This window comes from Taklimakanibacter lacteus, from assembly GCA_003576695.1.
In the GTDB taxonomy this organism is placed as follows: Bacteria; Pseudomonadota; Alphaproteobacteria; order Rhizobiales; family Aestuariivirgaceae; genus Taklimakanibacter; species Taklimakanibacter lacteus.
This window is the reverse complement of the sequence record QOZQ01000015.1, coordinates 158676-170801: the sequence shown is the minus strand read 5'-3', so window position 1 is coordinate 170801 and position 12126 is coordinate 158676. Positions and strand designations below refer to the sequence as shown.

The window sequence follows — 12126 nt, the reverse complement described above, 5'->3', positions numbered from 1 at the left end:
GATCAAGCTCGCCCGCAGGGCGGCTGAAATCGCTGAAATGCTCATAACGCGAGAAGCCCAAGACAGACCGACACTCCGTTTGGCAATATCCAATGGCCGTGTGAGAAATCCGGGCTAGTAGAGCAAGATCCGGAAAAGTCCATGGCCGGGCCTGACCCGGCCATCACGCCGGTTATCCGGAAAAATCATGCGCAAACCAAAAAGCTAGAGCGTGATGGCGACTCGACGAAAAGCCATCATGCTCTAGTCTCGTTATCGCAGTTGCGCGCGATGCGTTCGGCGACCAGCGCCTGCAGCCGCCACAGATTGCGGTCGGGGATGCCCCTGGCCTCGAGCTGCGTCACCGTGTTGAGCAGATATTCGGCGCCCGAGCCCACATGGCCGCAGCACTGCGCCAATATGTCGGCGACAGTTTCAAGCGGCAGCTGCCCGGCATAGAATGCGGACGCGCGGTTCATGACGAAGGCCAAAGCGGGGACCGTGCCGGCGCCGGTCTCGACCGTGATCCAGCGCGGCATTGTATTGGCAGGCTTGTAGGTGAATTCGCGCCGGAACAGCTTCATGAGCTGGCCTGCAAGATCATGCTGCGGCATTTCATAGAGTACGCCCCGGCACTGGCCGCCGCGATCGAGCGCCATCATGAGGCCGGGCTGCTCGGGCGTGGCGCGGAAGCGGGTCATGCGGAAGCAGAAAGAGCGATGCCAGCCGCGCGCAGTGCCCAGCTGCTCGCCGACATATCGGGTCTCCGGCTTCCAGATCAGCGAGCCATAGGCGAAGAGACGGGTGGGCGATCCGGGCGCCGGATGGATCCCGATCATCCGCGCCACCCACTCCTCATAGTCGGCGTCGTTATGCAGCGTATCGCCGGGCGCCGGGCCCGTGTCGTCGATGGTGCGATGGACCTTGGCGACGAGGTCTGCGGTCAGGCTGGGCGTTCGGGGCTTTCCGGGCATGAGCGTTCTAGGGGGCCGGCGCGCGGATCGCCCCGGGCGACCGTCCGACCACGCGCTTGAAGGCCCGGCTGAAGGCGGCCTGCGATCCATAACCCAGGCGATGCGCCGCTGTTTCGATCGGCATCCGGTCACGCCCGATCCATTGCGCCGCGAGCCGCATGCGCAGCTCGGTGAGATAGCGCACCGGCGTCATGCCGGTGACTTCCAGGAAGCGCTCGGCGAAGACCGAGCGCGAGCTACCCATCTCGGCGGCAAGCTCGGCCACCGTCCATTCGCGGCCGGGCTCCCGGTGCAGTGCGGCAATGACGCGTCCCAGCCGCGGATCGCGCAAGGCATCGACCCAGCCGGTTGCGTCACCGCAACCGCATTCCACCCAGCCCCGCACGATCGAGGCCGACACGACATCGGCGAGCCGCGCCAGGATCCCGGCAAAGCCGGCGCGCTCCAGGCGTGTTTCGCGCTCCATCGCTTCGAGCATCGGCAGGATCTCGGGCTGCCGGCCGAGCAGCGTGCCGACGCGCATCACTTCGGGCATCAGCGCCACCAGGGGATGCATGCCGCCGAGGTCGAATTCCATGCAGCCGCTGAAGATCAGCGCATCATTCGTCCGGCAGGTGTCGTTGTTGCAGGCGGTGATCGCGCCGACGCTGGCGCACAGCGGGTTGGCCTCATAGGTGATGATGTCGCGGCTGGCGAGGTCGGGCGCCGACAGCAGCGCGTGCTCGCCGCCCCGGGGCAGCAGGACGGCATCATGTGTGTCGAGCGCATGCACTGTGCCATGGGCCAGCGTGAGGAAGACCGGACCCTTGGCCACGAAGTGGAACTGCGCCCGCCCTTCGCCCTTGCCGAAGCCCAGCCCGAAGGGCGGCGTCATCTGGATGCGCCGGTAATTGAGCCCATTGAGCCGCATGCCGAGCAGCAGCTCACTCACCAGGTCGGCTGGGGGCGGGCTCCGGGTATCGAACAGGCTTTCGGACTTATGATCAAACATTCGAGATTTTCTAGCATAGAAAGTCCGGATCGTCCATCCTACTTTGTTGCATCGCACAAGAATGCCTGAAAGGACAGAAAATGAGCGAGTGGACTTTGGCCGAAAAGCGGGAAGCGCCCGCCTGGGGCGCCGTGATTTCGATGACGCTCGGTGTGTTCGGGCTGGTGACGGCCGAATTCCTGCCCGCCAGCCTTCTGACCCCCATGGCGGCGGATCTCGCCATCAGCGAGGGCGTGGCGGGCCAGGCCGTGACGGCCACCGCGGTGGTGGCGTTGCTGACGAGCCTCCTCGTCGTGGCGGCGACACGGCGCTTCGACCGGCGCCATGTGCTCCTGTCGCTCTCCATATTGCTGATCATCTCCAATCTCCTGGTCGCTTTCGCGCCCGATCTTCCGCTTCTGCTGGCTGGGCGCGTGCTGCTCGGCGCCGCTCTCGGCGGCTTCTGGACCATGTCGGCGGCGGTCATGATGCGCCTCGTTCCGGAGGCGCTTATCCCGCGTGCGCTGGCGATCATGTTCAGCGGCGTTTCCGCAGCGACCGTGCTCGCCGCACCCGTGGGCAGCTATCTGGGCGACATCGTCGGCTGGCGCAGCGTCTTCCTCATCGCCGCCGGGCTTGGCGTTCTCACCTTGATCGTCCAGTTCGCGGCCCTGCCGGCGCTGCCGCCTGCGGGCTCGGCGCGGCTGCGCACCCTCATCGACGTGCTGCGCCGGCCCGGTGTCGGCCTCGGCATGATCGCCATCTCGCTCGTCTTCACCGGGCATTTCGCGCTCTTCACTTATATCCGGCCGTTTCTCGAGACTGTGACCGGCGTCGGCATCAGCCTGGTGTCGGGCATCCTGCTCGGCTTCGGCATTGCCAATTTCCTCGGCACCTATCTGGGCGGGCTGTTGCTGTCCTGGAACGCGCGCTTCACCATGACTGTCATGCCGCTCGCCATGGGCATCCTGGGCCTCGGCCTCGCTGCTTCGGGCTCGGCGCCGCTCGTCGACGCCGTGCTCGTGGCGCTGTGGGGCCTGGCCTTCGGCGCCGTGCCGGTGGCGTGGTCCACCTGGATCACCCGCACCGTTCCCGATGAGGCCGAGACCGGCGGCGGCCTCATCGTGGCGGCGGTGCAGCTCGCCATCGCCCTGGGGGCGGCAGTGGGCGGAGCGATCTTCGATGTCACGGGTGCGGCGGGTGTCTTCGCCACAGGCGGCTTCGTTCTGCTGGCCGCGGCGCTGCTGATCGGGCTTGGCGTCCAGGCCCGTACGGCGGCCGTCGCCGCATAGGGCGGGAGGACAGCCCGTTTCCGCCGCACCATACCCATTATCATCTGAAGACGGGGTTGTCGCGATCTTGCCGCGCCGGCCTACCGCCAGCCAAGCGCCGGCGCGACATGTTTCACGATCGCCTCGATGACATGTGCGTTGTAATCGACGCCGAGCTGGTTGGGCACCGTCAGCAATAGCGTATCGGCCTCGACGATGGCTTCGTCCTTGGCAAGCTCCTTCACCAGCATGTCGGGCTCGGCGGCGTAGCTGCGGCCGAAGATGGCCTGCGTGTTGTCGATCACCCCGATCTGGTCGTTGCTCTGCCGGTCCTGCCCGAAATAGGCGCGGTCGCGCTCGTCCATCAGCGCGAAGATGCTGCGGCTGACCGAGACGCGCGGCTGGCGCTGATGGCCCGCCGCCTTCCACGCCGCGCGATAGAGACGGATCTGCTCGGCCTGCTGGATATGGAACGGCTTGCCGCTTTCGTCGAATTTGAGGGTAGAGCTCTGCAGGTTCATGCCGAGCCTCGCCGCCCATTCCGCCGTGGCGTTGGTGGCCGCACCCCACCAGATGCGCTCGCGCAAGCCTTCCGAATGGGGCTCGAGGCGCAGGAGGCCGGGCGGGTTGGGGAACATCGGCCGCGGATTGGGCTGGGCGAAGCCCTTGCCGCGCAGGACTTCGAGCAAGGCTTCCGTGTGCTGGCGCGCCATGTCGGCGTCGCTCTTGCCCTCAGGCGGCGCATAGCCGAAATAGCGCCAGCCATCGATAACCTGCTCGGGCGAGCCGCGGCTGATGCCGAGCTGCAGGCGCCCGCCCGCGATCAGGTCAGCGGCACCCGCATCCTCGACCATGTAGAGCGGGTTCTCATAGCGCATGTCGATCACCGCCGTGCCGATCTCGATGCGCTGCGTGCGGGCGCCGATGGCGGCGAGCAGCGGGAAGGGCGAAGCAAGCTGGCGGGCGAAATGATGCACGCGGAAATAAGCCCCGTCGGCACCCAGCTCTTCGGCGGCGACCGCGAGATCGATAGACTGCAGCAGTGCGTCCGAGGCGCTGCGGGTCTGCGAATGGGGCGAGGGCGTCCAATGCCCGAATGACAGGAAACCGATCTTTTTCATGAGGATATCTGGCCGCTGCTGGAGGGAGCGCCTTAGATGGTTGCATTCCGGTCAATCCGCAAGTGGCGACCGTATCCGCCGGCCTCTTCTCCCGTCGCCTGTTTTGATGGAGGATGGGGCGGGGAGATTCTGAGGGGGGAGACAGTTCGATGGAATTGCTATCGCCGGCGGGTCGCGGGGCGGATGCAACGGGTACGACCCGGGCCATGCGGGGCTTGCTGCTCGTCGCAGCGCTCCTCGTCTTCATTATCGGCGTTCCGCTGTTTGTGTTGACCACGGCGACCGAGACCTATTTCGCCTGGACGATCGCCACCCCGCTGACGGCGGCATTTCTGGGGGCGTCCTATTGGGCGGCGGGCATTCTGGAGCTGCTTGCGGCCCGGCAGGAGCGCTGGAGCAACGCGCGCATCGCGGTGCCGGCGGTGCTGCTTTTCACCGTCCTGACGCTTGCGGTGACGCTCATCCACATCGACCGCTTTCACTTTGCCGCCGTGGCGCCGGTCACCTTGCTGGTCACCTGGTCCTGGCTGATCGTCTATGCCGTGGTGCCGGTGCTGATGGTGATCATCCTTATCCTCCAGCGCCGCGGCATCGGCGGGGATCCGCCGCGCGCCGTGCCGCTTCCCGACGGCCTGCGCCTCGTGCTGGGCATCCAAAGCGTGATCATGGCCGTGTTCGGGTTGGGGCTCCTGCTGGCGACGTCGGCCACCGCGTCGCTTTGGCCCTGGAGCCTCACGCCGCTGACGGCCCGCGCCATAGGCGCGTGGCTTCTTTCCATCGGTGTTTCGGCGGCGCATGCCGCGTGGGAAAATGATCGCGCGCGGATCCGTCCCTTCGCGGTCAGCTACCTGGTCTTCGCCGTGCTGCAGGCCGTGGCGCTCGCCCGCTTTCCGTCGGACTTCGCCTGGGGCACGGCGGCCGCGACGCTGTATCTGGCCTTCCTTGCGTCGCAGCTCTTGGTCGGCGCCTGGTTCAATTTTGGCCGCGGCCGACGATCCTTGACCGCGAATTCCTGAGTCCCGAGGAGTTGCCCGGCACTTGTCAGGCTGCCGCCGGCACCGTCTCGGTCCTGGCGAAGGGCTTGAAGGTGAGGATAATGAGGAAGGAGCAGATCCCGACCGCGAAGGAGCCGATGAAGAGCCACGCATAGCTGGCGAAGGCATCGAAGATCAGCCCGCCCGCCACAGGTCCCGTCGCCATGCCGAGGGCGCCCGCCATCGCCGTGCCGCCGATCACCATTCCCATCATCGGAAGCGGAAAATTCTCGCGCGCCAGCACGGCATAGAGCGGCATGACGCCGGCATAGATGAAGCCGAACACGGCGGCCGCCGCATAGAAGGAGCCAAGCCCGCTGGCCGGGAGATAGGCCAGCGCCCCAAAGGCCTGGGCCAGGAGCCCCAGCACCAGGATGTGCTTGGCGCCGAACCGGTCACCGAGCAGGCCGAAAGCGACGCGCCCACCCATGCCCGCGAGCCCCTCGAGGCTATAGATCGACACCGCCGCCACCAGCGGAATGCCGCAGGTGACCGCATAGCTCACTGTGTGGAAGATCGGCCCCGAATGGGTGGCGCAGCAGAAGAAGTTGGTCAGCAGCAGGATGATGAATTGCGGCGACCGCAGTGCCTCGCTGCGCGACATGGTGGGCTCGGGCCCGGCCGCAAAGGCAGGAGCTGTGCCATCGCCCGCCAGTGCCGGCGGGCGGCGCACCAGGAATGACACCGGGATCATGATGCAGGCGACCAGGGCGGCGATGATCAGCAGCGCCGTGCGCCAGTCATGGACCGAGACCAGCCAGGCCGCGAGCGGCGACATGGTCATCGGCGCCATGCCCATGCCGGCCGAGACCAGCGACACGGCAAGGCTGCGATTCGTATCGAACCAGCCGGTGACGCAGGCCATCATCGGCGCGAAGATCGCCGCCGTGCCGCCGCCGACAAGGACGCCGAAGATGAGTTGGAATGCCAGGAGCGACGTGGCCTGGCTGGCGAGTGCCAGGCTCGCGGCGAGGAGGGCCGAACCGACGAGGACGACGCGGCGCGGACCGAGGCGGTCCGACAGACTGCCCCAGGCGATGCTGCCGAAGGCCATGGCGAGGAAGGCGATGGTCATGGCGCTGGAGACACCGGTAATCGACCATCCCGTGTCTTGCGCGATCGAGCGCAGGAACACCGGCAGCGAGAACATGGCGCCGAAGGCGACGCAGCCGAGAAGGCCGCCCGCCGCGACGATCACCCAGCGATAATGGGTGGAGATCATGGACGCGGGGTGATGGGACGCCTGGTTCATCATACGGAACTCCTCGATGACGTTTCCCTCACACTACGGTCCGGCCGCAGGCCCGCGAGAGTGACAAGTGTGGCGCGATTTCCCCCGCGCTGGCAACTCATCCTTGCGTAAAATCCCGATACTGCCAGTATCTGGCCATGGGCGGGGTAGGATGAGCATAGAGAGGCTCGATCATGCGCATGCGCCATCTGATTCTGTGCCTGTTCCTGGCAGGCTTCGTTTTCACCGGCCTGCCTGTCGGCCCGCTTCCGGCCGAGATGGCGCAGGCCGGTGTCAAAAAGAAAGAGAAAAAGAAGAAGCAGGTGGAACGCCGGCAACGCTACCCGCATGGACTGAAGAAATATCCATGGGGCGAGCCGAATGCGGGATGGGACGACCGGTGCATTTTCTTCTTCGATACCTATGACGGCTGGATCCCGCCCATTTGCCGGCCCTATGGCCGCATGCACTGATATGAGCGCGCCGCCGCGCCGCAGCACGACCGGCCTGCGCCGTTTCCTGGACCTGGAGCAGCAGCGCGGTTGGATGCAGGGCAAGCTCATCCTGCGCGACGCCGATGCGCGCGTGGAGTCGCCTGAGTTGCGCTTCAAATATGTCGCGAAGTTCGAGAAGCTGATGCGCCGGCCGCAGGCGAAGGAGGTCCTGGAGATTCTGGGGCGCTATGGCCACGACTGCATCCCGATCCCGCGTCGCACCGAGCGGCATTACTGGTCGGTGTCCTGCCTGCCCTCGACGCCGGGCAAGGCGCTGATCCGCGTCAATGCCAGCTGGATGGAGTTTTTCGCTCTCTATGCGGATGGCGAGAACGGCATTCGTGCCAACTTCATTGTGCATCTGTCGGATTTCACCACCGGCCATTCGCTTTTGGCCGAGGATGTGGATCACTCTTTTCTGGAGCGTTGCGTCAGGACGCCGGAGGATGTTGGCTGTTTCTTCCCGCGCGGCGAGGATATTTTCGGCGTGAAGGTCCGAGGCTTCGCCTCGATCGCCAGGTTCCTGAAGACGCCCCGCGCGCTGCGCGCCATCCGGGCCTTCAACCTGACCCACATGAATCGCGGCCGCAACGCCTATCAGGCAAGCCACTGCTACAGCCTGGCCGATCACATGCTGACAGACTGACTGGCAATGCTTCCCGCTTCATGTAAAAGCCCCACCGGTATGGCCGGCGAGGCCATCGAGCAGGAAGTCGAGGCCGTTCCGGAAGGCACCGTCCCAATCGTCATCCAGGAGCAGGCGGGAGCGTTCGATGGTCGGATAATGTTCGCTGAGGCATGTCAGGCGCTGCTGCGCCGCGGCCCGGTCCTCGTCCGAGATTTCGAAGCTCGCCCGGGTGATGGTGGCGCCCATCACATAGTTCCACAGCGACCATATCGCGACGTTGAGATCCGCCTCCGCCACACCGGCGCTGGACAAGGTTTTGCTCAGCAGCTCCAGGCGAGCGAGGATGCTCGGGCCAAGCGCCCGGCGCGGCAGCAGTGACGCCGACCAGGGATGGCGCAGCATGGAGGCGCGCCAGTCTTCGAGCATGTGGACGACGTCGCCGCGCCAGTCTTGCGACCCGGTCCTCGGCGGCGCTCCGCGATAGGCGAGCACCGTATCGAGCGCCAGGTCGAACACCGCCTCCTTGTTGTCGACATGCCAGTAAAGGCTCATCGCGCCTGCGCCGAGGCGGTCGGCCAGCCTGCGCATCGTCAACCCGTCTATCCCTTCGGTGTCCAGCAGCGTCACCGCGGTCGCCACGATGCGTTCGAGCGTGAGCGATGCTTCGCCGCGCGGCTCCGGCGCGGAAGGCCGTGACACCTTTCTCCGTGGGGACCGTTTGCCCCGGACGCCGCTGCGTTTGGCCGCCATCTGTCTTCCCCGCTTGACTCGTACGGCGTACGATGCCATTGGTCGTACATCGTACGAGAGCAATCATATCGGCGATCGGTGAAATTTCAACCCTGAGACCGCGAGCGCGCCCACGCTTCGGTGCCCGGAGAAATCATGCCACGCGCAATCAACCACCTGCTTATCGGAGGGCTCATCATCATGACCATGGCAATTCCCGCATCGACGACGGAGAAGGCGCTCGAGCTCACCATCGTCAACCCGCAGAAGCTCTACGACCCGACGCCCAATGGCTACAGCACGGCGGTGATCGTGCCCCGCGGGGCACGCGTGGCCTATATTTCCGGACAGGGCGGCCAGGACAGCACCGGCGCCTTGTCGCCCGACTTCGCCGTACAGGTCGAGCAGGCCTACGCCAATCTGCGCGCCGCACTCGATGGTCTCGGCGCCAGGCCCGATCAGGTCGCCAAGCTCACGGTCTATGTGGTCGACCACGATATGTCGAAGCTCGAGGTGCTGACCCGGAACGTCAGGAAAATGTTCGGCGCGACCTTGCCGGCGCAGACTCTGGTTCCCGTCCCCAAGCTTGCCATCGATCCCATGCTCTTCGAGGTGGAAGCCATTGTCATGATCGAATGACGGCTCTGCACCGTCGCTGTCGGCGATCAGTTGGCGCGCGGATCAGGAACTCCGCGATCAGGCGGGAACATAGGTCAACCGGATCGCGTCCTCACCGATCAGGTCGCTGGCCACCAGGCGCAGCGGCGGCCGGGGGCCGGCGAAGAAAGGCTTGCCGCGGCCCAGCACGAAGGGGCGGAAATAGAGGCGATACTCATCGATAAGGCCAAGGTCGGTCAGGCTTTGCGCCAGCTCCGGTCCGCCGACTTGAATCTCGCCTGTGAGCCCGGCCTTCAGTTCACGTATCGCCGCCGCAACGTCATTGGCGACAAGTGTGGCATTGGGACCGACCGACTTCAACGAGCGCGACACGACCCATTTCGGTTGGCTCCGCCATGCCGTCGCAAATTCGCGCCGCTCCGGGGTCCATTCCGGATGGTCTTCGTCCCAATAGCGCATGGCCTCATACAGGCGCCGGCCATACAGGCTGCCGGTGAGGCGGCGCACATACTCTGTCCAGTGGCGAAAGAGCTCGGCACCAGGTGGTGCAAATTCCTGATGATCGACATAGCCGTCCAGCGACAGGTTCATTCCGAAGACGAGCTTCGCCATGTTGTAAGTACCCCCGGTTCCCGAGCGCAAGCCCAAGGGGCGAGAAGTGAGCGCCCCTTCGCCGGACCGAGATCAGAATACCTTGCTGATATAGCTGTGCACCAGAGATTTGCGGCGGAGGCCGGCATTGTGCTTGGAGGCGGCGAGTTTCAGATTGCCGCCCGAGGAAGCGATGGCGAGCGACAGATGTTTGAGGCCCCAGATCACATTGGTGCGCGCATCGGTGAGCTGGAAGCATTTGCCCTCGAAGCCCATGCCGCGCGCCGTCTGGCATTTGAGCTGATAGACGCCGATCTCGCCGGCACGCCCATGGGCGTAGGGATTATAGCCCGATTCGACATGCGCGATGCGCAGCGCGAACCAGGTCGGCACGCCATAAGAGGGCGCCATCTCGCGGATGATCGAGGCGACCCACGCTCTGGTGGGGCCACCGGCCTGCAAGCCCCGTCCGGGCATGGATTTTCTCCTTACGCGCGGGCCGCTGCGCATCACCTTGCTCAGCAATGCCGGATCGAGCTGTGCCATTTCGCGCGGCGCGATCACTGCCTGATTCGAAGCTGCAGGAGGAGCGGCCTTCCGCGTCTTGCTGATCACCGCGGGTTTGGCGAGAATGCTGCGCGGCTTGATCTCGGCCGGCGTTAAAACAGCAACAGCTTTCTGCTTCTCGATGGCCACTGCGGGCTTGGCGGACTTCTTGCGCAGCTTGCGGTTCGCCGTCTTGCGGATCTCTTTCGTCGCCTTGCCTGCCGCCTTCTTTTTCGTTTTCGGGCTTCCCGCCTTCCTGACTTTGATGAGCCTTTTGGCGTTCATGACCGTGAAATAATCCAGCTTCGATATCTTCGAGATCATGCGCCTGGCATGTGTGCCGGGGTCCATCGTTCTTTTCGCTTCAGCCGGGCCGGAAACAACGGCAACGGCCAGCAGCGCGGCGGGCATCAGCGCATGGATCGACTTCATCCCGGTGTCCCTCGTTTATCAATGTCGCTCGGGTTACGACCGGCAGTGAAGCCACCTGGAAATGTGTAGGCAAGAATTTACGGGAAACATCCTAAACGCGTTAAGACAATATTAAGCAATAATTACGGGATTTGTTGTCCCGGCGGGAAGCCATGTGCGCAGCGCTGATCTGACGGACTATCCATCGGTCCGGCTGGCACCCAGGGTGACGAGAAGCTCGTCCAGCTGCGCGAACTGCTCGGGCATCGCCTCCGCCATCCCGGCCGGGGCTTCGTCGAGAGCTTCCTTCGAGGGATAGAGTTCGCTGAGGACCAGCAGCGTCCTGCCGTCTTTTCCTCGAAGGTCACCGTGGTCACGGCACCTTGCGATGATTTTGGACATGCCGCTGCGCCGGTTGGGAACAGGGCGGCGTGCCATGCAACGAGGCGTTCGTCGGTCAGCGGTGATTGAAATTTCTGGGCGCGCCTGCTCGAAATGAACCACGGCGCCGACAAGGATGATGATCCAAACCTGTTCAGGACGATCGTCACTTTCGACGAGCAGAGCAATGGCAAGACTGTCGTCACATTGCGCCAGCTGCATCCGAGCAAGGCGCACCGCCGGGGCGCGATCGGATTCGGCGCCGTCGAATATGGCTATCAGACCCTCGACAAGCTCGCGCGACATGCCGAAGCCCTGAAGGGCTAGGGGCATCGGACCGAAAGCTGCGAAGCGCTTTCGGATAATCCGATGCGCATACCAGCAGAGTGGGATGATGAGCGCCCTGCGACGCATCGTTCTGGGCGCCCGTCATCCCTGTTCAGCTTAGCCCGCGGCGTTTGGCACTGGCGTGTTGAGCAGCTGCTGTTCCCAGAGATACGCGATGCCGCTGCCGCTGAAGTGCTGGATGAGAATCTCGGTCAGCTCCTCGACATGCTCGGTGCGCGCCCAGTCGCGTTGCCATTCGCCGGCGAGCGCCATCACGGTCATCACATTCGCGCCGGCCGCGATCATTCGCTGGATGGCAACTTCGTGAGACTCCTTCGAAATCCCCCCCGACGCGTCGGTGATCACGGTCACGTCCCAGCCTTCGCCGGCGGCCTGGATCACAGGCATTGCGACGCAGACCTCGGTCCACAGGCCGGCGATGATCAGCTGCTTGCGGCCGGTCGCCTTGACGACCTTCACCACATTCTCGTCCTGCCAGGTGTTCACCCAGGTGCGATCGATGACGTCCTGGTCCGGAAATACGTCGGTGATCTGCTTGAAGAGAAGGCCACCGCGCGCCGCGATCACGCTGGTGAGAATGGTCGGAACATTGAAGGCTTTTGCCAGCTTCGCCAGCGCGGTCGTGTTGTTGACCACAGCTTGCGGATCGTGGCTGTTCAGGTTCGCGAGTTGATAGGGCTGGTGATCGATCAGAACGAGGACTGAGTCTTCGGGACGAAGAAGCGAATCGAGGCCGTTACGAGGGGTCATCAAGACTTCCTTCTCTGCCGATATGGACGGCAATAGGTTCATGGGAGACA

At 64.5% G+C, this 12126-nt stretch carries 13 protein-coding genes and 2 pseudogenes; 6 read left to right on the top strand and 9 right to left on the bottom strand.

Translation table 11 applies throughout. The features are described 5' to 3' along the window. Window positions 1-236 precede the first annotated feature (236 nt). Together DT068_RS26055 and DT068_RS26050 are read right to left on the bottom strand one after the other, a co-directional pair. Complete coding sequence (locus DT068_RS26055) at window positions 237-953, bottom strand: gamma-glutamylcyclotransferase (protein ID WP_119392827.1); 717 nt, start codon at window positions 951-953, stop codon at window positions 237-239. A gap of 7 nt (window positions 954-960) precedes the next feature. Beyond that, the gene (locus DT068_RS26050) at window positions 961-1944 is read right to left on the bottom strand and encodes an AraC family transcriptional regulator (protein ID WP_119392826.1); all 984 of its coding nucleotides are present in this window, start codon (window positions 1942-1944) and stop codon (window positions 961-963) included. A gap of 80 nt (window positions 1945-2024) precedes the next feature. Between DT068_RS26050 and DT068_RS26045 the strand changes: the two genes are divergently transcribed. Further along, window positions 2025-3215 carry an MFS transporter gene (locus DT068_RS26045; protein WP_119392825.1) on the top strand — a complete coding sequence of 397 codons (1191 nt, stop codon included), beginning with the start codon at window positions 2025-2027 and terminating at the stop codon, window positions 3213-3215. An 80-nt stretch (window positions 3216-3295) separates the two neighbouring features. Here the strand turns inward: DT068_RS26045 and DT068_RS26040 are convergent, their stop codons facing one another. Next, window positions 3296-4315, bottom strand: a complete 1020-nt coding sequence (locus DT068_RS26040; RefSeq protein WP_119392824.1) for an LLM class flavin-dependent oxidoreductase — start codon at window positions 4313-4315, stop codon at window positions 3296-3298. 149 nt (window positions 4316-4464) lie between these two features. On the opposite strand from DT068_RS26040, the gene DT068_RS26035 reads away from it, so the two are divergent. Beyond that, window positions 4465-5331 (top strand): hypothetical protein, encoded by an 867-nt coding sequence (locus tag DT068_RS26035; RefSeq protein WP_162914470.1) that lies wholly within the window; start codon window positions 4465-4467, stop codon window positions 5329-5331. A gap of 25 nt (window positions 5332-5356) precedes the next feature. Here DT068_RS26035 and DT068_RS26030 read toward each other — a convergent pair whose 3' ends face one another. Then, complete coding sequence (locus DT068_RS26030; protein ID WP_119392822.1) at window positions 5357-6571, bottom strand: MFS transporter; 1215 nt, start codon at window positions 6569-6571, stop codon at window positions 5357-5359. Window positions 6572-6774: 203 nt separating this feature from the next. Between DT068_RS26030 and DT068_RS26025 the strand changes: the two genes are divergently transcribed. Continuing rightward, the gene (locus DT068_RS26025) at window positions 6775-7053 is read left to right on the top strand and encodes a hypothetical protein (RefSeq protein ID WP_119392821.1); all 279 of its coding nucleotides are present in this window, start codon (window positions 6775-6777) and stop codon (window positions 7051-7053) included. Between the two features lies 1 nt (window position 7054). Continuing rightward, window positions 7055-7720 carry a hypothetical protein gene (locus DT068_RS26020; protein WP_119392820.1) on the top strand — a complete coding sequence of 222 codons (666 nt, stop codon included), beginning with the start codon at window positions 7055-7057 and terminating at the stop codon, window positions 7718-7720. A gap of 18 nt (window positions 7721-7738) precedes the next feature. On the opposite strand, the gene DT068_RS26015 is transcribed toward DT068_RS26020, so the two are convergent. After that, window positions 7739-8452 (bottom strand): TetR/AcrR family transcriptional regulator C-terminal domain-containing protein, encoded by a 714-nt coding sequence (locus tag DT068_RS26015; protein ID WP_119392819.1) that lies wholly within the window; start codon window positions 8450-8452, stop codon window positions 7739-7741. A gap of 135 nt (window positions 8453-8587) precedes the next feature. On the opposite strand from DT068_RS26015, the gene DT068_RS26010 reads away from it, so the two are divergent. Further along, complete coding sequence (locus tag DT068_RS26010) at window positions 8588-9070, top strand: RidA family protein (protein WP_119392818.1); 483 nt, start codon at window positions 8588-8590, stop codon at window positions 9068-9070. Between the two features lie 57 nt (window positions 9071-9127). Here DT068_RS26010 and DT068_RS26005 read toward each other — a convergent pair whose 3' ends face one another. From DT068_RS26005 to DT068_RS25995, 3 genes and pseudogenes are all read right to left on the bottom strand, one after another. Next, the gene (locus DT068_RS26005; RefSeq protein WP_119392817.1) at window positions 9128-9661 is read right to left on the bottom strand and encodes a dihydrofolate reductase family protein; all 534 of its coding nucleotides are present in this window, start codon (window positions 9659-9661) and stop codon (window positions 9128-9130) included. A 72-nt stretch (window positions 9662-9733) separates the two neighbouring features. Next, window positions 9734-10618 carry a transglycosylase SLT domain-containing protein gene (locus DT068_RS26000; RefSeq protein ID WP_119392816.1) on the bottom strand — a complete coding sequence of 295 codons (885 nt, stop codon included), beginning with the start codon at window positions 10616-10618 and terminating at the stop codon, window positions 9734-9736. 177 nt (window positions 10619-10795) lie between these two features. Continuing rightward, window positions 10796-10983, bottom strand: a pseudogene (locus DT068_RS25995) (SRPBCC family protein); the annotation flags it as partial. A gap of 100 nt (window positions 10984-11083) precedes the next feature. Between DT068_RS25995 and DT068_RS25990 the strand changes: the two are divergent. Further along, window positions 11084-11305 (top strand): annotated as a pseudogene (locus DT068_RS25990) (SRPBCC family protein); the annotation flags it as partial. A gap of 117 nt (window positions 11306-11422) precedes the next feature. Here the strand turns inward: DT068_RS25990 and DT068_RS25985 are convergent. Then, complete coding sequence (locus DT068_RS25985) at window positions 11423-12076, bottom strand: hydrolase (protein WP_119392815.1); 654 nt, start codon at window positions 12074-12076, stop codon at window positions 11423-11425. Between the last annotated feature and the right edge of the window lie 50 nt (window positions 12077-12126).